The organism is Bradyrhizobium nitroreducens, from assembly GCF_002776695.1.
Lineage (GTDB): Bacteria > Pseudomonadota > Alphaproteobacteria > Rhizobiales > Xanthobacteraceae > Bradyrhizobium > Bradyrhizobium nitroreducens.
Genome location: NZ_LFJC01000003.1, coordinates 667,828 through 689,576, shown reverse-complemented (window position 1 = coordinate 689,576; position 21,749 = coordinate 667,828). Strand labels below are relative to the sequence as shown.

Genomic DNA, 21,749 nt, shown 5'->3' with positions numbered 1-21,749 from the left:
TGCCGGCCCCGACAAAAATGTCGAAAACAACCCCATGCAAAGTAGAGGCGGCTTTGGCCCGCAGTCCCGGAGAACTGTGACAACTCGGTGTTGCCGCAGAGGAATTTCAAGGGAAGGAGCGCAGCAAAAGCGCCATTCAAATATTATGACAGCGCCGCCACCTGCTCCGCCAGCACACATCGCGCCGCCCGGCCCGGCCCGACCTCCACATTGGCAGGCAATTGCTCCAGGCAGCGGGGCTGCGCCACCGAACAGCGTGGGGCGAAGGAGCAGTTGTGGGGCTTTTCCGCCAGCGAGGGCGGGGTGCCGGGGATGGTCTCGAGCCGCTGCCCGCGCTTGGCGCCATGAATAGTCGAGGCGAGCAGGCCCTTGGCGTAGGGATGCACCGGCGAGCGGACGATGTCGCGCAGCGTGCCCTGCTCCACGATCTGACCGGCATACATCACCGCGACGCGGTCGCAGATCTCGATGGCAACCCCGATGTCGTGGGTGACGAAGATCACGGACATGCCGAACTCGCGCTGCAGCTCGCGCAGCAGGAGCAGGATCTGGATCTGCACGGTGGCATCGAGCGCCGTGGTCGGCTCGTCCGCCAGCAGGATCTTGGGCCGGCAGGCGAGCGCCAGCGCGATCATCGCGCGTTGGCGCATGCCGCCCGACATCTCGTGGGGATAGGCGTCGAGCCGCCGTTTTGCGGAGGGGATACGCACGACCTCGAGCATTTCGAGCGCGCGTGCCCTGCCCTCCGCGTAGCTCTTGCCTTCATGGCGCACCACGCTTTCGGCGATCTGCGCGCCGATGGTGTAGACCGGATCGAGCGCGAGCGCCGGCTCCTGGAAGATCATCGAGACGGTCTGGCCGCGGAAGGACGACAATTCCTCGTCGTTCATGGCGAGCACATCGCGGCCCATGACGTTGACCTTGCCCGATATCTGCGTGCGCTTCTTCGGCAACAGCCGCATCAGCGCACGCAGGGTCACGCTCTTGCCCGAACCGGACTCGCCGAGCAGGCCCAGCACCTCGCCGTCGCCCAGCGACAGGCTGAGGTCGTTCACGGCATAGACCGTGCGCTCGCCGGTGAAGCGGATGTTGAGGCCTGAGATCTCGACGAGCTTTGTCATGACGGCAATTTCGGCAATCGATCGTGATAGTCGGTGACGCGCTGGAAGGCCGCGCCGATGGTGAGCAGGGTCGCTTCATCGAAGGAGCGGCCGATCAGCTGCATGCCGACCGGCAGACCACTCTTGGTGAAGCCGGAGGGAACGGTGAGCGACGGCAGGCCCAGAAAATTCACCGGGCGGGTGAACAGCGTCAGCCGCTGCAGCAGCGCCGGTGCGTTCGGGCCGCCGCCGACATCACTCTCCTCGATCGTCGGCGCCGGCACCGGCGAGGCCGGCGCGATCACCGCATCGACGCCCGATGTCGCGGCGTTGTGCGCAGCCAGTGCCGGGCCACGCCAGCGCATCGCCTCCAGATAGGTGATGGCGGGAACGGCGAGACCGTTCTGCAGCCGCATCAGCACCTGCGGGCCATAATCCTGCGGACGCTCGATCATCCAGCGCTTGTGGAAGGCGGCAGCTTCCGCGGCGAGCACGAGCTGGCTCGCCGAGGACAATTGCCGCTGATCCGGCAGCTCGACCTTGACGATGTCGGCGCCCTCGCGCTTGAGCACCGCGATGGTCTCGTCCAGCACGCGCGCGACCTCAGCGTCGAGATCGTCGACGTAGAAGGACGCGGGCACGCCGATCTTCAGACCCTTCAGCGAGCCCTTCGTCGCCGCGACGTAGTCTGACAGCGGCGCGTGGCTGCAGGTGGAATCCAAGGGATCTGCGCCCGCCATCAGCGCCAGCAGCAGCGCGCAATCCTCGGCGGTCCGCGCGAGCGGGCCGACGGTGTCGAGCGATTGCGACAGCGGCATGGCACCGGCGCGGCTGACGCGGCTCCAGGTGGTCTTCAGCCCGGTGACGCCGCAGAAATGCGCGGGCATGCGGATCGAGCCGCCGGTGTCCGAGCCGAGCGCCGCATAGGTCAACCGCGCCGCGACCGCCGAGCCGGAGCCCGAGGACGAGCCGCCGGTGATATGCGCGACGTTCCAGGGATTGCGCACCGGGCCGTAATGGGCGTTGTGGCCGGTCGGGCCGTAGGCGAATTCGGCGAGATGCAGCGTGCCCAAGCGGACCTGGCCGGCGTCCTTCAACCGCTGCAGGGCGGTCGAGGTCACGGTCGGCACGAAATCGCGGCGGATCAGCGAGCCGCAGGTCGCGACCTTGCCGGCGTCGTAATACATGTCCTTGTGCGCGAGCGGCACGCCGTGCAGGGGGCCACGGACATTGCCCTTGGCAAGCTCGGCGTCGGCAGCTTCGGCCGCCTTCAGCGCGGGCTCTGCCTCGATCGACATGAAGGCGTTGAGATGCGGCTGCCACTGCGCGATGCGATGCAGCAGCGCACGCGTCACCTCATGCGAGGACACCTGCTTCATCGCGATCGCATGCGCGACCTCGCTGAGCGTCATCAATGCGGGCTCGGTGCTCATTTCGACACCTTCGCGGCTTGCGCGATCGGATAGAGCGCGGGCTCGAGGTCGAACGGCAGCGTGCCGGCGATGGCGGCAAAGCCTTCGAACGCAGGTCCGATGGAGTTGGAGATGCGGGTTGCGATCTCGTCATCCACGGGAACGCCGGCGACTTGCGCGATCGGCTTGATCTCTTTCGGTGTCGGTCTCGTCATGCGGTCTTCTCCCTCGGCGCGCGGCTATGGCCAGAACCCGGAATGGCCATGTAGCAAGCCGCCTCGTGGCCGATCTTATCGAGCGCAGTGAGCTTTGGTGCGACATTTGCGCAGAGCGGCTCCGCAAACGCGCAGCGGGTGTGGAAGCGGCAGCCCGGGGGCGGATCGATCGGATTGGGCGGATCGCCTGTGATCGGCGGCTTCTCGGTGCGCCTGTCAGGGTCGGAGGACGGCATCGCCGCAAGCAGCGCCCGGGTGTAGGGATGAGCCGGGCTGTCCCAGACCTGGTCGACCGGGCCGAGCTCGACGACCTCGCCGAGATACATCACCAGCACGCGGTCCGAGATGTAACGGACGACGTTGAGGTCGTGGCTGATGAAGAGATAAGTGAGACCGAACTCGCGCTTGAGATCGGCCAGCAGATTGAGCACCTGTGCCTCGACGGATTTGTCGAGCGCGGAGACGGCTTCGTCCAGAATCACCAGACGCGGCGACAGTGCGAGCGCGCGGGCGATGTTGACGCGTTGGCGCTGGCCGCCCGAGATCTCGTGCGGATAACGGTTGGCGAAGTTTTCCGGGCGCAAGCCCACCTTGCCGAGCAGCTCGCGCGCCAGCGCCCGGGCGGCGCCGTCAGCCATGCCGTGGACCTTGGGACCGAAGGCGATGGACTCCTCGATCGTCAGGCGCGGATTGAGCGAGGCATAGGAATCCTGGAACACCATCTGCATGCCGCGGCGCAATTCGCGCAAGGAGAGCGACTGCCCGACGGTCATGCCGTCATAGATGATGTCGCCGTCATCGCGCGGCATCAGATGCATCAGCAGCCGCGCGGTGGTGGACTTGCCGCAACCGGACTCGCCGACGATGCCGACGGTCTCGCCCTTGGCGACGGCGAAGGAGACGTTGTCGACGGCGCGGACGGTACGCTTGGCCGCGAACAGCCCGCCGCGGACGGGAAAATGCTTGGTCAGGCCGTTGACCTGCAACAGCGGCTGCGCGAGCCCGCCGACGTCCTCGACCGGCTCCAGCATTTCGACGGATGTGTTGCTCTCGCTCATGGCCTAGTTCCTGATGTCCATGGCGCTACGGAGGCCGTCCGAGAGCAGATTGAAGCAGATCGAGACCGCGAAGATCATCGCGCCCGGAAGCGCGGCGACCCAGGGATTGACGTAGATCGCGGTGCGGAGCGTGTTCAGCATCAGCCCCCACTCCGGCTCCGGCGGCTTGGTGCCGAGACCGAGGAAGGAGAGACCTGCAGCCAGGATCATCGAGACCGAGATGAGACTGGTGGCATAAACGAAGATCGCGCCCAGCACATTGCCGAGGATGTGCACGCGCATGATGGTGAAGGGACCCGCGCCGGAAGCACGCGCGGCCTCGACGAAATCCATGTTGCGCACGCCCGTGGTGACGCTTTCGGCGACGCGGGTGATCTGCGGCACGAACACGACCGTGAGCGATACGATGGAGTTGAGGATGCCGGCCCCGAGCGCGCCGGAGATCGCGATCGCCAGCAGCACCGACGGGAAGGCGTAGAACACATCGATGGTGCGCATGATCGCGGTGTTGAGCTTGCCGCCGACATAGCCGGCAATGAGGCCCAGCGACGTGCCGATGCAGAAGGCCAGGATCACAGGCAAAATACCAATGACGAGCGACAGCCGTCCGCCATAGATCAGGCGCGCCAGCATGTCGCGACCGAGCTCGTCGGTGCCGAGCGGGTAACCGACGGTGCCGATGTGGCGGAGGCGACGGATCATCGAGCCCTTGTAGGGATCCTCAAGTCCGAGCCACGGCGCGAGAATCGCGGAAAGGAAGATCAGGATCAGCACCAGCGCACAGGCCATGCTGACCTTGTCGCGCGTGATGCGGCGGCCGACGGTCGCCCAATAGCCGCGCGCCTTGGTCGCGGGCGCGGCCTGCAGCGCGGCGTCGGCGGTGGCGGACAACGGCAGCTCGCTCATCCCGTCAGCCCCGCTTGATGCGCGGGTCGATCGCGGCTTGCGCGATATCGACCAGCAGGTTGAGAAAGACGAAGAACAGCGCCAGGATCAGGATCGTGCCCTGCAGCAGCGGCAGGTCGCGCTGGAAGATCGCCGAATTGAGCAGGAAGCCCGAGCCCGGCCAGGAGAACACGGTCTCGATCAGGATCGAGCCGCCGAGCATGTAGCCGAGCTGAAGCCCCATCACCGCGAGCGCGGTGGGCGCGGCGTTCTTGATGACGTGGCGGAACACGCCGGTCTCGTGCAGGCCCTTTGCCCGCAATGCCTCGACGAAATCCTGGCTGAGGATGTCGCCGGTGAGCGCGCGCACGGTGCGGGTGACGATGCCCATCGGGATCACCGAGGTCGTGATCGCCGGCAGCACGAGATATTGCAGATGCGCCCAGTCCCAGGCCCAGGAGTTGGAGCCGTTGGGCCCGGCGCCGACCGCGGGCAGCCAGTTCAGCTGCACCGAGAAGATGATGACCAGCACCATGCCGAGCCAGTAATGCGGCACCGAGACGCCGGCGATGGCAAAGGAGGTCGCGACCTTGTCGATCCAGGTCTCGCGGAAATAGCCGGCGATGAGGCCGAGCAGGATGCCCATGGTGAAGCCGATGATGGCGGCCGCAATCGCCAGCGTGACGGTGTTGCCGACCGCGCGCATGACCTCGGCGAGCACGGGGCGTCCCGTCGCGATGGAATTGCCGAGATCGCCATGCAGTGCGCGCAGCAGCCAGAGCCCGAACTGCACCGGCAGCGGGCGGTCGAAGCCATAGGCGGCACGCAATTGCGCCGCGAGCTCCTGCGACGCATCAGCCGGCAGCACGGCAACGAGCGGATCGCCCGGCGTGATGTGCACGAGCAGAAAGCACACCAGCGCCACGCTGATGACGATCGGGATGACATAGACGATGCGTCTGGCGATATAGGCGAGCACGGATTGACCTGACGTGATGTCGCACGATTGGGTGCGTGGGCTTGAGTAAGGGACGCGAGATGCGAGGGTTCCCTCCCCCCTTGTGGGGGAGGGTTAGGGAGAGGGGTGGCCACACGACGACCGCCCGTGTGGACCCCCTTCCCCGACCCCTCCCCACAAGGGGGAGGGGAGCCCTGCCAGCGTGCTCACCTCACGGCGTCATCGACACCGGCGAGAAGTCGATGAACCAGCTCTTCGGCTGCACCACGCCCGTCACCTTCGGGCTCATCGCACGCGGGCCGACGTCGTGGGCGACGTAGAGGAAGGCGGCATCGTCGACGGAGGCTGCGTGCAGCTCGGCAAGCGCGGCGTCGCGCGCGGCGGGATCGAAGGTCTGGCGCGCCTTCTTCACCAGCTCGTCGAACTTGGGATTGTTGATGAAGCCCCAATTGTTCGAGACCGGTGGCGCCATGCCCGATTGCAGGAAGCGCACCAGCGCGAAGAACGGGTCCATCGCCGCATAGGTGACGTTGGTCGCATTCGAGCCGTTGGCCGAGGGGTCCTTGGCGCCGCGGCGCCAGTTCGTGAACAGAGTGTTCCACTCGATGACGTCGAGCTTCACGTCGAAATAGCATTCGGCCAGCGCCTGCTGCAGATACTCGTTCATCGCCAGCGGCTGCATCTGGCCCGAACCGGATGCCGACGTCTGGGTCTTCACCGTCAGCTTCTTGTTGGGACCGAAGCCGGCCTCCTGCATCAGCTTTTGTGCGGCCGCCTTGTCGTACTTGATCTGGAAGGTGGGATTGCCGCGCCAGGGATGGCCGGGCTCGAATGTGCCGGTCGCGGGCACCATCAAACCGGCGAGCAGCCCGTCCCTGAGGCCTTCACGATCGATGCAGAGGTTCGCGGCCTTGCGGACGCGGATGTCGTTCCAGGGCGAGCCCTCGACGCGCGAGAACTGCCAGGGCCAGACGTGCGGCTGCTCGTTGGCGTAGAGCTTGAAGCCGCGCTGCTTGAGCTCGGGCAGCGCGTCCGGCGCCGGCGCCTCGACCCAATCGACCTGCCCCGAGAGCAGTGCCGCGGTGCGGGCGTTCGCCTCCGGCATCGGCAGCAGCACCATCTTGTCGATCTTGGGCACGCGCGCCTTGTCCCAATAATTCGCGTTCTTCACGAGCTCGAGCCGCTCGCGCGGCGTGAAGCTCGCCATCTTCCACGGGCCGGTACCGGCGGCGTCCTTGGCGAACGCCGTCCATGCCGCCTGCGATTTCGCCTTGGCGTCAGCACCTTCCGCCTTGTCGTAGAAATGCTGCCACTTCGCCGGGCTCGCCATGAAGAGATTGGTGAGGTTGATCGGCAGGAAGCTGTCGGGCTCCTTGGTGGTGAGCTCGACCGTCATGTCGTCGATCTTCTTCGCGGACGCCAGCGTCGGCATGCGCGAGGCCGTAACGCCGACCTGGCTGGCGTCGAACTGCGGCGCGTCCTGCTTCAAGACCTTGTCGACGTTCCACACCACGGCGTCGGCGTTGAACGGCGAGCCGTCGTGGAAGGTGACGCCGGGGCGCAGCTTGAAGATCCATTTGGTCTTGTCGGCATCGTCGACCTTCCACTCGGTGGCAAGGCCTGGAATCACCACGCTCGCCTTGTCGGCAGATGACAGGTCCCATCCGGTGAGCGCATCGTACATGGTGAGGCCGGTGAAGCGGTTGCCCTCAAACCCCTGATCGGGCTGGCCCAGGGTGCGCGGAATATCGGCAGCGGTCATGCCGATGCGCAGCACGGTCTCCGCACTGGCGACACGCGGCCATGCGGCCGCGCTGCCGAGTGCGAGCAGCGCAATCAGCGCCGCGCGGGTCTTGTTCTTCTTGATAAGCATCGCCTCAGTCCTTTTCCGGCTTTCGATGATTAATTTTGATGCAATCGTATGCAATGGCTATGCCAAGGAGAAACATTTTCTGCAAATTGCCCCTGCGGCGACAAGTCCTTGTGATCACGCGGAGGCAAAGTCGTCGCGCTGCCTATTCTGGCATCAAGATTGCACGTTTGGCCCCGAAATCTCCTGGGAGCTTTGGGCCATGCGTATTCGTCTATCGACTTGTCTCGCCGTGCTTGCGCTGGCGTTATCCGCAATCTCGGCGCGCGCCGAAACAGTGGTGCGTTACGGAATCTCGATGGCGGACATCCCGCTGACCACGGGCCAGCCCGATCGCGGCGCCGGCGCCTATCAGTTCACGGCCTACACGATCTACGATCCGCTGGTCGCCTGGGAGATGGACGTCGCGGATCGCCCCGGCAAGCTGGTGCCGGGGCTCGCGACCGAGTGGAAGGTGGACGACAGCGACAAGACCAAATGGCGCTTCACGTTGCGCAAGGGCGTCAAGTTTCACGACGGCAGCGAGTTCAACGCCGACGCGGTGATCTGGAATCTGGACAAGGTTCTCAACGACAAGGCGCCACAATTCGACAAGCGGCAGAGCGCGCAGGTGAAGACCCGCCTCCCCTCGGTCGCGAGCTACGCCAAGATCGACGATTCCACGGTGGAGATCACCACCAAGACGGTCGATTCCTTCTTTCCCTATCAGATGCTGTGGTTCCTGGTGTCGAGCCCGGCGCAATACGAAAAGCTCGGCAAGGATTGGGACAAGTTCGCCAGCCAGCCCTCCGGCACCGGCCCGTTCAAGCTGACGAAACTGGTGCCGCGCGAGCTCGCCGAGCTTACGAAGAACCCGGATTACTGGAACAAGAAGCGTATTCCCAAGGCCGACAAGATCGTGCTGGTGCCGATGCCGGAAGCGCTGACGCGCACCAACGCGCTGCTGGCGGGACAGGTCGATTTGATCGAGACGCCGGCGCCGGACGCCGTGCCGCAGCTCAAGGCAGCCGGCATGAAGATCGTCGACAACGTCACGCCGCATGTCTGGAATTATCATCTGAGCGTGCTGCCCGGCTCGCCCTGGACCGACATCCGCCTGCGCAAGGCGCTGAACCTCGCGATCGACCGCGATGCCGTGGTCGGCTTGATGAATGGCCTTGCCAAGCCCGCGAAAGGCCAGGTCGATCCGTCCAGCCCGTGGTTCGGCAAGCCGAGCTTCGAGCTGAAATACGATCTCGCCGCCGCCAGGAAGCTGGTCGAGGAGGCCGGCTACTCCAAGGCGAAGCCGCTGAAGACCACCTTCATCATCGCGCAGGGCGGCACCGGCCAGATGCTGTCGCTGCCGATGAACGAATTTCTGCAGCAGAGCTTCAAGGAGATCGGTATCGAGATCGACTTCAAGGTGGTCGAGCTCGAGACGCTCTATACGCATTGGCGCAAGGGCGCGGCCGACGAGATGAACGCCGGCATCACCGCCAACAACATCGCCTACGTCACCTCCGACCCGCTCTACGCCATCGTCCGCTTCTTCCATTCCGGCCAGATCGCGCCCGTCGGCGTCAACTGGGGCGGCTACAAGAACCCGAAGGTCGACGCGCTGATCGACGAAGCGAAGCAGACATTCGACAGCACCAAGCAGGACGAGCTGCTGGCGCAGGCGCATGCGCTGATCGTGGACGATGCCACGCTGGTCTGGGTCGTCCACGACACCAACCCGCACGCGCTGTCGCCGAAGGTGAAGCAGTTCGTGCAGGCCCAGCACTGGTTCCAGGACCTGACGACGATCGGAATGGAGTGAGGGGAAGCTGCGCGTCAAGCTCCACTGTCGTAGGGTGGGTTAGCCGAAGGCGTAACCCACCACTGGTTTGTCGCTGTGGAAACCAAAGTTGGTGGGTTACGGCTTGCAGATGCGCTTCGCGCATTTGCAAGCCTAATCCACCCTACAGACCGCCTACTTCGTCAGCAGCGCGTACGCTCCGGTCCAGTTCTCCGGCGGCGGATTGACCTGGAAATCCTTGATGCGCGCCTCGTAGAGCCTGAACAGCTTCTCCAGCGTGTCGGCGTCCTCGCTTTTGCGGCCGCGTTCGATCGCATCCAGCGCGCCCTGCCAGTCGCGGCCGCGGTAGCAGCCGAGCATCTCGATGGTGATGTTGCGCAGGCGCTGGAAGGCGCCGGAATGCATCACCTCCTCGCGGCCGGCGATGGCGTAGATCACCTCCGGCTCGCTCTTGCCCTTGACCATGATGAAGTCGAGCTCGAGGATCGCGAACTTTTCCTTGGCGGCAAGCGCGGTCCTGGATCCCACGATGATCGGGAAGCCGTATTCCTTGGTCTGCCCTTCCAGGCGCGATGCGAGGTTCACGCTGTCGCCGAGCACCGAATAGTTCTTCTTGAGGTCGGAGCCCATGTTGCCGACAACGCCGATGCCGGTGTTGAGGCCTATGCCGACATTGAGCGGGATGTAGACGTGGCCGCCGTCGGCGGCCTCCTGCTCACGCTCCCTGTTGACCACGTCGATCCGCTCCAGCATCTGGATCGCAGCCTCGCAGGCGTTGACCTCATGCTCGGTATCGTCGAGCGGCGCGTTCCAGAACGCCATGATCGCGTCGCCCATATATTTGTCGACGTAGCCCTTTTCTTCGATGATCACGTCGGTGAGCGGCGTCAGGAAGCGGTTCATCAGCTCGATCAGGCCTTGCGGATCGTGCTTGTAGCTCTCCGAGATCGTGGTGAAGCCGCGCACGTCGGAGAACATGATGGTCATCTCGCGCTCCTCACCGCCGAGCACGACCTTGTCCGGTGATTGCGCCATCTGCTCGACCAGCACAGGCGACATGTATTGCGCGAAGATGCCGCGGATCTCCTTGCGCTGGCGCTGCTCGCGCACGAAGCTCGCGAAGATCAGCGTCAGATAGACCGCGGTGGTCGAGAGCAGCGGATAGGTGAAGTCGATGAGGAAGCGGTACTGGGCGTAGAAGAACCAGGACACGCCGACCAGGATGGCGGCGAACGACGCCCCCGCCAGCACCAGTCGCACCGGCCCGAGATTCGGCGTGAAGATGATGACGAGCAGGCCGATGATGAGCGCGGCGAGCAGCTCGACGCCGAGCGCGTAATTCGGCTGCGAGATCACCGCGCCGCTCAAGACGCTCTCCAGCACCTGGGCATGGACCTCGACCCCCGGCATGGCCCGGGAGACCGGCGTGGTCTTGATGTCGTTCAGGCCGACCGCAGAGGTGCCGACCAGCACGAGCTTGCCGGCGATCCTGGCGGGCGGCACGGTGTTGTCGAGCACGTCGGCGGCGGAGACGTAGATCGAAGGATCCTGGCGGGCATAATGCACCCAGAGCTGCCCGTTCTTGTCGGTCGGAATCTCCACGCCCTTGAGCCGCACGGCGCGCACGCCGGTCTTGTCGGTCCGCACCAGCAGCGTCGGCGTGCCCGTGACGACGCGCAGGATCTCGAGGCTGAGCGAGGGCATGATGTTGCCCTGGGCGCGCATGATCATCGGCACGCGGCGGATCAGGCCGTCGCGCTCGGGCCTGATCGTGAACAGTCCGCGGCCCGCCGCGACCTTCTCGATGACGGGGACGTTGCGCAGCAGGCCGGGGAATTCGAACAGGAAGCGCTCGGCGCTCTCCTCCCCGACGGTGGCGACGCCGGTGAAGGGCAGCGACTTGTCGATCTCGGAGGAGATCGCCCGCTGGCCGGTCTCGCCCAGCACGACGCGCGAGCGCTTGATCGCGTCGGAGAGGACCTGGTCGTTGCTCGGCAGCTCGCGCAGCTTGGCCCGGGTGGCGTCGTCCAGATATCGCATCTGGTTCGCGACCTGATCCGGGTTGAGCCGGTCGGCTTCGGAGAACACCACGTCGAAACCGATCGCGACCGCGCCGTTGCTGGTGAGGTTCAGGATCAAATCCGCGATCCGCGTCCGCGGCCACGGCCACTGGCCGAGCTTGGCGAGGCTCTTGTCGTCGATATCGACGATCACGACCGGCCGCGCCGCCTTTTGGCGCGGATCGATCAGCTGGAACATGTCGAAGGTGCGCAGCCGCAATTCCTGGATCGGCAGCGGATCCCACAGGCGCGCGCCGGCGAACACAACCAGCAGCGCAAGGCACATCAGCCGCGCGAAGCCGAACTTCTTCGCAAACCACCGCCGCAGGATCTTGAGACGTTTCATTTCGATCGGACTTCCTGCCCCGGACCGGGCCGGGCGCGCCGATCATGGAGCGTCGGCGCGCGATTTTCTATGCCTGACAGCTGAGGCTGATGGATTTTTTGCCGCGGTCGAGCCGCGCCTCGCACCGCTAAGTGATGTGAGTGCCGAAGATGAAATCGCTGGCGTGGAGATTCGCGACGGCGACGTTCTTGAGCAGGATGGTCTCATGGTTGTCCAGCGTGAGCAGCGTACCACCATCCTGCTCGGTCAGTGCCAGGTCGCTCAAGGAGCTGATGCCGCTGAATTGCCGTAGGTCGATCTTGTCGAGGCCGAGCTCGAAATCCTTCACGGTGTGCTGGACGGCATCCTGCGAGGACGCCGGCGCGAACACGAACTGATCCTTGGCGCCGCCGCCGATCAGCGTGTCACTCGACTCCGTCGCGAAAATGACGTCCTTGCCGGCAGCGCCTTCAAGGGTGATGCCCTGGCCGCTGCCGGCCTCCACGAAGATGAAGTTGACGGTGTCGAACAGGCCGGTGGTCTCGTCAGTCACCGTCAGCGTGATCTGGTCCTGATCCGGCGGCGAGGCTTCCGGATCTGAGCTGGCACCGGTCGGATGATAGGAAATGCCGGTCTCGAAGCCCGTGTTGATGTTGTCGAGCGAACCGGTGGCAGGATAGAAATCGACGCTGCTGAGCGTCGGATGCGCCGTCGAGACCGCAACGGTGAAATCGTCGGTCGCGGCGCCGGCATCGGTGTCAACGACCACGAGATCGTGGATGATGTCGCTGCTGTTCTCGATGATATGCTCGACGTAGAAGCTGTCGGTGTTGATGACCGGACCACCGGCGGGCGCTGTCACGCTCGTGCCGATGGTGGTGACGTCGTGCGAGACCGGCGTGGTGCCGCCGGTGCCGGTGGCGGTGATGTCGATCGTCGCCGCCGACGAAGCGTTGGTGATCGCGCCGGCATAGGTGTCGTCGAGGGCGTGGACGCCCAACGGGTCCGGCGTACCGGTGAAGCCATTGGCCGGCACGAAGCGGATCAGCGTATCAGAGCTCAGCACCAGAGCGGCCGTGTCGCTGACCGGGCCGATGTCGATCCATTGATTGCTGCCGGCGACCTCATACTGCCAGACGCCCTGCGCAGCGCTGGCCGCATCCGATGTCACGGCGATCGCCTTCAGGCTTGCACCGGCGTCGGCATCGTGGAACTTGTCCGCGAAGAGCGCGCTGATGGTGCTTCCGCTCGGATCGGCCTCATTGCTTGCGACCGAGTCCAGCGTGGCATTATCGAGCGTCGGCGCGTCGTTCGTGCCGTCGACGGTGATGGTGACGACTGCCGCCGTGCCGGCACCATATCCGTCATGCGGGACGATGGTGTATTGCAGCGACAGCGTCTGGCCGGCGGCGAGGAAGTCGAAGGCTTGGCCGCCCGAATTGAACTGCCAAGTGAACTGGGCGTGAGTCGCCGTGCCGTCGAGGATGTCGCCGGACGGGACGGAGAGATAGTTCAACAGGGCTTCATGCGACAGCCCTCCGACGCTGCCGGTCTGCGTCACGCCGTCGAGGGTAACCTGCACCTCGCTGACCGCCACGCTGACGTGATCGGTGGCGTCGACGTCGGACACGATCAGCGTACCGGACTTGGCCAGCCCCTCATTGGTCTCCTTGAGGTCGGCAAGGTCGATGTCGAGGCTTTGGGCGGGGTTGACCGAATTGACGACGGTGTTGCCGCTGCCGCCGAGCTGGTAATACGCGGCCAGATTCGTCTCGTGGCCGGTGAGTGCGGTGAAATCGATCGACTGGATCTGCGTTTGCGTGAGCGCGTCGGTCCAGACGCTGACGTCTGCGATCGAGCCATAAAAGCCTTCCGCGCCAAAGCCCGCCGAGCCCGGCGCGCTCGCGGCGCCTATCATCATGTAGGAGTGCGACGGGTTCGACACACTGCCGTCGATCGGGTTGACCGACCATGCCTGCGAATATGCGAGATGGCCGTCGAGATAGAGCTTAAAGGTGCCGTTCTCGCGGGTCAGCGCGATGTTGTGCCACTGCGACGCGGCGATTGCCACGCCGGTATCGGCGATCTGGACGCCGCCCGCGAGGATCTGCAGCTCCATCGCACCGTTGGCATTGACCGTGCCGAGCAGGCCGAAGCCCGTCGTCGAGGTATTGCCGTTGTAGAACAGGATCTGGCCGTGACCAGCCTCGGCGCCCCCGTTCCAGTTCACCCGGCCATCCAGCGTCACGTCATCGGTGGCGACCGTCGGCGCGGCGCCGACCGCGATGGTGTGGCCGTCGAAGCCCATGTCGTCCGACGTGGCATAGGAGACGGCCGGCGCGTCGTTGGTGCCGGTGATGGTGACGGTGACGTCCTTGCTGACCTTGCCGCCGTGCTGGTCGTCAAACGTGACGGTGTAGACTTGCGTGATGGTCTGGCCTTCCGCCAGCGACTGCAGCACGGGATCGCTGTTGTCGAGGGTGAAGTGCCAGCCGAGCGTGGCGCCATTGTCGGTGTCCGTCGCGGATTCCGACACCGCATCGATCGAGAACGTGCCGATATGCGAACTCGCTCCGAAGCCCGGCAGGTCCGAGCTGGTGGACGAGGATTTGAACGACCATGCCGCAGTGTGAGTGTCGGTCAGGTCCAAATCCTGAATCGCAAGCGTGCCTTCGGCCGTGAGCGAGGCGCTGGCATCCTCCGTGATCGCGCCCTTTGCGGCGTCGATATCGCTCGTGATGGTCGGCGCGTCATTGACGCCCGTGATCGTCACGGTGACGTCCTTGCTGACGGTGCCGCCATGATGATCGTCGAACGTGACGGTGTAAACCTGGGTGATGGTCTGCCCTTCCGCCAGCGACTGCAGCATCGCGTTGCTGTTGTCGAGCGTGAAGTGCCACTGCAGCGTCGCGCCATTGTCGGTGTCGGTGACGGATTCGAGCACCGACGGATCGATCGTGAAGGTGCCGAGATTCGTGCTGTCGGCATCGAAGCCCGGCAGGGCCGAGCTGATGGACGACGACTTGAACACCGCTTCCGCCGTGTGGGTGTCGATCAGGTCAAGGTCCTGGATCGCCAGCGTCCCGTCGATCGACAGCGTCAGGCCTGCGTCCTCGGCGACATGACCCGTCGCCGCCGCGGCGCCGCTGGTGATCGTCGGCCCGTCGTTGACGCCGGTGATCGTGACGGTGACGTCCTGCGTGACCGTCGCGTTGTGATTGTCGGTGAAGGTGACGGTATAGACCTGGGTGATGGTCTGACCTTCCGCCAACGACTGCAGCATCGCATTGCCGTTGTCGAGCGTGAAGTGCCAGCCCAGCGTCGCGCCGTTGTTGGTGTCCGTATTGAATTCGAGCACCGACGAATCGATCGTGAAGGTGCCGATATTCGTGGCACCCTCGACAAAGCCGGGCAGATGCGCGTCCGAGGACGACGACTTGAACACCGCATGCGCGGTATGGGTGTCGATCAGGTCGAGATCCTGAATCGCCAGCACGCCGTCGATCGACAGCGTCAGGCCGGCATCCTCGATCACCTTGCCCGTTGCCGCCGCGGTGCTGCTGGTCACGGTCGGCGCGTCGTTCTTGCCGGTGATGACCACCGTGACGTCCTGGGTGACGGTTCCACCGTGATGGTCGTCGACCGTCACGGTGTAGACCTGCGTGATGGTCTGGCCTTCGGCCAGCGACTGCAGCACCGGATTGTTGTCGTCGAGCGTGAAGGTCCAGCCCACCGAGCCGCGGGAGCTGGCACCCGGACTTTCGACCACCGGATCGAGCGCGAACGTGCCGATATGCGACGTGCCGTCGCTGAAGCCGGGCAGATGCGCGCTCGAAACCGTCGACTTCAGCACGTAGCTCGCGGTGTGCGTATCGGTGAGATCGGGGTCGTTGAAGGCAATGGTGCCGTTGGCAGCCAGCGTGGTCGAATCATCTTCGGTCACCGCACCGGCCGGATTGGTGTCTTCTCCGACGATCGTCGGCACATCGTTGGTGCCCTCGACATTGACGTCCGCGCCGTTGATGGACACGGTGATCGGCGTGCTGACGACACCGCCGTGCCCGTCATCGACCTGCACCACATAGTTCAGGGTCAGCGTCTCTCCTTCGGCGAGGAAATCGAACAGATGATCGGGAACACTGTAGGCCCAGGTGGCCGAACCGTTGTTGCCGTTCCCCGCGCCCTGCACCACCGTCAGCGGCACCTCGACCGCGGCGATCGCCGCCAGCTGCTGCGGCGTCAGCGTCGAGGTGATGTCGTGACCTTGCGCGTCGAGATATTTGAACGGATGGGTGGACGAGAGCGCCGCGCTCACGATCGGCCGGTCGGTCAGATCGACGTCGGTGAAGGTGACCGTGCCGGTGATGGTGTCGAGAGCCTCGTTGCCGGTGCCGACCTTCTCGATGACCGTGCCACCCGACGTCGCCACCGTGGGCTTGTCGTTCGTCCCCGTGACCGTGATCGTGATCGGGATGAACTTGCTCTCGGGGTTGACGGCGAAATTGGTGTCGACCCGGACCATGTAGGTCAGCGTCAGGGTTTCGCCGGCCGCGAGGAAGTCGAAGACCTTGTCCGGGATGGTGTAGGTCCAGACCGCCGAGCCGTTGTTGTCGTTGCCGGCGTCGGGGACGACGCTGATCTGGATCAGCGTCGCCGCGATATCCTGCTTCTGCAGCGCGGAGAGCGAGCCGGTGACGTCGTGCTGACCGGCATCCTTGTAGACGTAGTTTGGCGCCTCAGCGAGGCTGATGCTGACCGTCGGCCGGTCGCCGAGGTTCTGATCGACGAATCTGATCAGGCCGGAAATCGTGTCGCTATGCGTGTCGCCGGTCGTGTCGGCACGCTCCGTCAACGCGAACGCCGACTTCACATTGCCGCTGGCGTCGAAGCTCTGCGCAATCGGCTGGCCGGGGATACGCGTGACACCCGGCGTGGAAGCGCCGGGCAGCTCCGATCCCTGCGGATTGAGGTTGACGAAGGTCGCGGTCACGACGGCGCCGGAACCCGACTTGAACACCAGGTCCTGGCTCATCGGCGTGAGCGTGTCGGTGAAGTTCGTCGTCAGCTTGGTGTTGGTGTTGTTGTCGGTGAACTTCAGCGTGAACACGTCGCTGATCAGCTTCTGGATGTCCGGCGACATCAGCGCATTGGAGATCGAGACGTTGCCGCCGCTGATCTGGATCATCTGGCCGGCCTGGTTGACCGTCGCGATCGGCAGCAGCGTGATCTTGTCGAACAGGATGTAGGAGCCCGTCGTGCCGTTCGGCTCGACCAGCACCTGGAAGCTCGCCTGCGGCTGCGGATCGCCGCCGCCGGGGGGAACCACGAAATTGATCTGGGTGAGCACCGCGGTGCCGCGGATACCCATGGTGGCGACCGGCGTGTCGATCTTCATGTCGCCGTGCTTGGCGGTCTCGCCGGCGACGAAGGTGATGGTGCCGGCGACAAGGCTCAGCAGCGAGGAATTGCTCGACCCGTTGGGGTCGTAGACCATCTCGTTCAGCACCATCCGCGCGTTGGAGGACAGGCCGAACACCGTGCCGTCGATGAAGGTGATGCCGAGGGTCGAATCCGCGCCGGTCGAGACCACGTCGCCCTTCTCGACGTTGTCGCCGTTGTTCAGGATGACCGAGACGCCATTGCGGACGGCGGTCGCGCTGCCCACGAGCTTGGTGACGTGGCCGATGACCTGGGCCGCGGCAGCGCCCGGCGCGGCTTGCGCAACCTGGACATGGCCCGTGAGCGCGTTGACGATGTCGCCGGTGAGGTGGGCGCCGTCGGGCGAGGCGAGCGCCGCACGCTTGTCGCCCCGGAAATAATCGTGAACGACGAACTCGTGCCCCTCGTGGGACAGCACGAGATCGAGACCGGTGCGCTTGAATTCGCCGTTGAAGATCAGGTTGGGGTCGGGAACGACGAACGCGCCCTCAGGCACGTGACCATGGGCTTTCGCCGTAAAGGAATCGACATGGGCGCCGGCGGGCGAGCGGGAACCCAGGCCGTCCAAGGAAATCGCGCCGTCAAACTGGCCAGCGTAATTCAACCGGGCACCGTAAAAAGGGTTAAAATTTAAGTAAGTATCGACCGCCTAAGCTTGCATAGCATTAGCAAGTCCTTAGGGATACCATCTATTGCTTGTGTGATTTCGCATCACTTGGCCCAAGGAGGCCATACGGCTGGGCACCGCTACAGAGAAGCGAAAGTAATCTCTCAAATACTCGGAAGTCGAATCCGGCCTTTTTCCACGCATTTCCAGTCATCCAAAGTAACCTTCCGTATAGTCACGGAGCAGATACTTGCGTCATCTTTCCTTCGCGAGGTCCCGCGGCATCCTGCGGCAAATACGGAGTTAAATCTGTGACCTAACTAACAGAACCCCATGAAATAGGGGGTCGTTAGCCATAGGACCCAGATTCGGCACGCCCCACAACTTGTGCCTGCAATTGGTTCCATTTCGCGGCAGCACGACACCTCCTAGCCCGCGAATCGTAAAATTTTACGCAATTTGGCCAGGCGCATTTCAGCCTGTTCCCCGGTTTTGGGACCCCCGGCCGGCGCGTTAAGCAGAGCAAAACGGCCGATCTCGCACTATCTCCGCGAAAGCAACAGCCCGGCACGCCGAGGTCGAGGGGGACCTGGCGAAGCCTGGGAAGGGGATGTCAGATGGAGACCGCTGCTCGCTCGCGCGCCTGGCGCGCAATCCTTGTCCTGTGCGGACTGGTCCTGCTCGGATCGGCCGCCGAGCTTCGCGCCGGCACACTGCTGTCGCCGGGAGCCGGAATGCTCGTGCGCAAATCCGCCGAGCCGTTCGGCGTGTTCGCCTTCGCCATCTCGTCCGGCAGTCTCCAGCAGAAATGGTCGGCCCTGAAGAGCAGGCTCGACGACGACATGGTGCAGCTCGCACTATGCGATGGCGACCGGGACAATTGCGCCTCGCCCGCAGCCCTGAAACTGCTTGGCATCGTCGACCAGGCCCGCGCCCGCGACGGCCGGGCGCGGCTCGGCGAGACCAACCGCGCCATCAACCTCGCCATCCGGGCCGCCAACGACGGCCTTGACGACGTCTGGAGCTCGCCGCTTGCGACCTTCGCCCGCGGTGCCGGCGACTGCGAGGACTACGCCATCGCCAAGCTGGCCGCGCTGCGGCTGGCAGGCATTGCCGCCGAAGACCTTCGTATCGTCGTGGTGCGCGACGTCAGGGCCGGCGAAGAGCATGCGGTTGCCGCAGCAAGGCTCGACGGCCACTGGCTGATGCTCGACAACCGCCGCATGGCGATGGTCGAGGATGGAGCTGCACGGAGCTACCAACCGCTGTTCACACTCTACCAGTCGGCCGTGATGAAATATGTCGACGAGCCGGTGCAGGTCTCGGTGGCGGCCGCCGAGGCGCGTTGATTCCCACGGGCGACATCCGCCACAAACCCATTTCGCCGCGCGATTCCAGACGCTAGCATGGCGCCTTCCATGCGGGGGCGACCGGAATGCGGTTCATCGTGCTGTCTGTGCTTGCGCTGCTGGCGCTCGCCGCTCCCGCGTCCGCACAGCCCGCCCCCTCTCTCGTCGATCGGCTGCCGCTGTTTGCCAGGAACAACTGCCAGCAGATTCGCGACCCCGGCAATCAATTGTTCTGCGGCGATCCCACGCTGGCCGCCGCCGCCGAGAAGCTGAACACGGCGATCGAGGCGCGGCTCGCCCGCCTGCCCGATCGCTTGCCCGCGATCGAGGAGAACGCGATCTGGATCCGCCAGCGCAATCTCAGCTGCGGCATCGTCGGCCAGACCGCGGTCCGCATCGACGATCTCGATCGGGTAAAGGCGTGCCTGCTCAAGGTGACCGAGGAGCGCGCCGCAATCGTGGGCGATCCTGATTTCGACTGCCTCGCGGCCAACACCGCAGCCGGCGCCCTGATCTGTGCAGATCCATCGCTGGCGCAGGCCGAGACCGAGCTCAATGGCCAGGTGCGCACTCTGATCGGCAAGCTGGACCCGACCGCCGCGCGCTTTGCCTTCGCCGAATATGGCAGGTGGACCCGCGAGCGCGACCGCAAATGCAATCTCGTCGGCAAGGAGAACGTGCCGCTGCAGGAGCTCGATTCCGCGGAAGATTGTCTCGCCGAGCATTTGAAGCGCAGGACCGACGAAATCCGCGCGGCAAAGGGAGATCCCAAGAAGGTGTTCGGCCGGCAGGTCGCGGCCCGCATCCCCGACACCGACGCCATCGACTTCTGTGCCGCGCGGATCCATGCGGCCAATTCCTGCGGCAGTTTCCTCCGCATCAACCGCGTCTACGCGCTCGACAGCCAGGTGACCGAGCAGGAGGCGCAGGTCACGGGCGAGATCGAGATGGCCGTGCTGGCGCCTTTCACCATGTGCAGCAAGGTCGCCTCCACCTGTACCGGCACCTGCTGGGACGCCAGGACGGGTCTTCCGCAGCCAGGCGCCGCCAACAAAGAGCGGGCGGCAGAAGCCTTCAACGTGACGCGCCGCCTGCGCATCCAGCGGACCTTCGCGTTCGTCAAAGCCGCCGACGGCTGGCGCTGCCGCGAGGACGAGCTGGCGCCGGTGAGTTCAGGCACCGCGAGCGGGGGATCGTGAGTTTCCCTTACCCTCCCCTGGAGGGGGAGGGTCGCTACGCATGTAGCGAAGCGAAATGCGTGGCGGGGTGGGGTGACAGTCTCTCCACAACGAAGGCTGTGCCTGCGTGAAGAGATCACCCCACCCCGCTCGCGCTGCGTGCGATCGACCCTCCCCCTCCAGGGGAGGGTCAACGCGAAGCATCAGAACATCAGATTGTCCTTGACCAGCACCCAGCGGCCGCCCTTGACCTGCTGCACTTGGGTGATCGTGTTGGCGAGGTGGTCGGTCTTGGAGAACTTGGTCGGCGGCGAGTTGAAGATGTCGAGGAATTTTTCGCCCGACTCCAGCGAGTCCAGCATCTTCTGCCCCGTGAGATCCTTGCCCGCCTTCTGCGCATAAAAGGCAAACGTCATCATCGCATTGTAGCCGATGATCGCCTGCGTGTTGGCGTCGGTGCCGAACATCTTCTTGTAGTTGACGAGCCAGTCCTTGACCTTGCCCTTCGCGGTGTCCTCGTAAGGGATCTCGAAGCCGCTTGCGGCGTAGAGGCCTTCGACCGCCTCCTTGCCGAGCATCGGCACTTCCATCACGTTGGTGGGCGTGGCGCCGAGGAAGGTGACGTCCCAGCCGAGCTTCTTGGCCTCGGTCATGGCGCCGATCGGCTCACGCAGCACTGCCCCGAGCACGACGAGGTCGCAGCCGTCGGACTTCATCTTGGCGATCTGAGCGCTAAAGTCGGAGGCGCCGCGCTTGTAGCTCGTGATCGACGCCGGCTGCACCTTCATGGCGGTGAGCTGCTGGTTGAAGCCGTCGAGCACGTTCTTTCCGTACTCGTCGTCCTGATGCATGATGCAGGGCTTCTTGAAGTTCTTCCACTCCATCATGTATTTCAGCGCCGCGCGCGTGCTCTCGACATAGGGCAGCAGGTTGTTGAACTTGAGCCGTTCCTGCGGCTTGGCCGGATCGAACTTGAAGGTGAACTCGGCCGCGGTCAGCGGGAAGAGCTGAAGCACGCCGGCGTCGAGCAGGATGTCCTGCGCGGCGAGCACGGTGGGCGATCCCATCGGCCCGACCATCGCGAAGATCTTGTCTCGCTCGATCAGTTTTTGCGAGGCCAGCACGGCCTTCTTCGGATCATAGCCGCTGTCCTCGACGACCAGGCGGATCTTGCGGCCGTTGACGCCGCCGGCCGCGTTGATCTCCTCGACCGCCATCTTCATGCCGTTGGAGACCGGGACGCCCCAGCCCTTGATCGGGCCCGAGAGATCCTGGTGGGTGCCGACGACGATCTCGCTTGCCGAGATGCCCTCGTTGGTGACCTTGGTTTGCGCCGTGGCCGGCAGACAGGTGAGCACCACGGCACTCACAGCGAGGCCGAACGCGCTGAACGATTTCGACATTGACGTCTCCTCTCCTAAAGGCCCGTGTTACGCGGAGGGCGGGGGCCGTCGCTCCTTCGCTTTCCCAAATCCGACTTTTCTCTCTTGCGCATGCTCCTTCCCCGGAAAACCGG

13 protein-coding genes are annotated in these 21,749 nt (G+C 64.6%); 3 read left to right on the top strand and 10 right to left on the bottom strand.

Annotated elements, in window-relative coordinates:
- Positions 1-143: 143 nt before the first annotated feature.
- From TSA1_RS03500 to TSA1_RS03470, 7 genes are all read right to left on the bottom strand, one after another.
- Positions 144-1,121, bottom strand: coding sequence for an ABC transporter ATP-binding protein (locus tag TSA1_RS03500; RefSeq protein ID WP_100175128.1), 978 nt, complete (start codon positions 1,119-1,121; stop codon positions 144-146).
- Positions 1,118-2,533, bottom strand: coding sequence for an amidase (locus tag TSA1_RS03495; protein WP_100175127.1), 1,416 nt, complete (start codon positions 2,531-2,533; stop codon positions 1,118-1,120). Before TSA1_RS03495 ends, TSA1_RS03500 begins: the two co-directional genes overlap by 4 nt.
- Positions 2,530-2,727, bottom strand: a complete 198-nt coding sequence (locus TSA1_RS03490) for a hypothetical protein (RefSeq protein WP_100175126.1) — start codon at positions 2,725-2,727, stop codon at positions 2,530-2,532. Before TSA1_RS03490 ends, TSA1_RS03495 begins: the two co-directional genes overlap by 4 nt.
- Positions 2,724-3,785, bottom strand: a complete 1,062-nt coding sequence (locus TSA1_RS03485) for an ABC transporter ATP-binding protein (RefSeq protein ID WP_174718737.1) — start codon at positions 3,783-3,785, stop codon at positions 2,724-2,726. Before TSA1_RS03485 ends, TSA1_RS03490 begins: the two co-directional genes overlap by 4 nt.
- A gap of 3 nt (positions 3,786-3,788) precedes the next feature.
- Positions 3,789-4,691 carry an ABC transporter permease gene (locus TSA1_RS03480; protein ID WP_100175125.1) on the bottom strand — a complete coding sequence of 301 codons (903 nt, stop codon included), beginning with the start codon at positions 4,689-4,691 and terminating at the stop codon, positions 3,789-3,791.
- A gap of 4 nt (positions 4,692-4,695) precedes the next feature.
- Positions 4,696-5,649 (bottom strand): ABC transporter permease, encoded by a 954-nt coding sequence (locus TSA1_RS03475; RefSeq protein WP_100175124.1) that lies wholly within the window; start codon positions 5,647-5,649, stop codon positions 4,696-4,698.
- 190 nt (positions 5,650-5,839) lie between these two features.
- Positions 5,840-7,501: an ABC transporter substrate-binding protein gene (locus TSA1_RS03470; protein WP_100175123.1), complete on the bottom strand. Its 1,662-nt coding sequence runs from the start codon at positions 7,499-7,501 to the stop codon at positions 5,840-5,842.
- A 199-nt stretch (positions 7,502-7,700) separates the two neighbouring features.
- Between TSA1_RS03470 and TSA1_RS03465 the strand changes: the two genes are divergently transcribed.
- On the top strand, positions 7,701-9,296 hold the full coding sequence (locus TSA1_RS03465; RefSeq protein WP_100175122.1) for an ABC transporter substrate-binding protein: 1,596 nt from the start codon (positions 7,701-7,703) through the stop codon (positions 9,294-9,296).
- 153 nt (positions 9,297-9,449) lie between these two features.
- Here the strand turns inward: TSA1_RS03465 and TSA1_RS03460 are convergent, their stop codons facing one another.
- Complete coding sequence (locus TSA1_RS03460) at positions 9,450-11,681, bottom strand: CHASE2 domain-containing protein (RefSeq protein WP_100175121.1); 2,232 nt, start codon at positions 11,679-11,681, stop codon at positions 9,450-9,452.
- 127 nt (positions 11,682-11,808) lie between these two features.
- The gene (locus TSA1_RS03455) at positions 11,809-17,703 is read right to left on the bottom strand and encodes a VCBS domain-containing protein (RefSeq protein ID WP_430649758.1); all 5,895 of its coding nucleotides are present in this window, start codon (positions 17,701-17,703) and stop codon (positions 11,809-11,811) included.
- A 620-nt stretch (positions 17,704-18,323) separates the two neighbouring features.
- On the opposite strand from TSA1_RS03455, the gene TSA1_RS03450 reads away from it, so the two are divergent.
- Positions 18,324-19,055, top strand: a complete 732-nt coding sequence (locus TSA1_RS03450; RefSeq protein ID WP_100175120.1) for a transglutaminase-like cysteine peptidase — start codon at positions 18,324-18,326, stop codon at positions 19,053-19,055.
- Positions 19,056-19,141: 86 nt separating this feature from the next.
- Entirely contained in the window at positions 19,142-20,254 is a 1,113-nt protein-coding gene (locus TSA1_RS03445) for a lysozyme inhibitor LprI family protein (RefSeq protein ID WP_100175119.1), read from the top strand.
- Between the two features lie 182 nt (positions 20,255-20,436).
- Here TSA1_RS03445 and TSA1_RS03440 read toward each other — a convergent pair whose 3' ends face one another.
- Positions 20,437-21,636 (bottom strand): ABC transporter substrate-binding protein, encoded by a 1,200-nt coding sequence (locus TSA1_RS03440; protein ID WP_100175118.1) that lies wholly within the window; start codon positions 21,634-21,636, stop codon positions 20,437-20,439.
- Between the last annotated feature and the right edge of the window lie 113 nt (positions 21,637-21,749).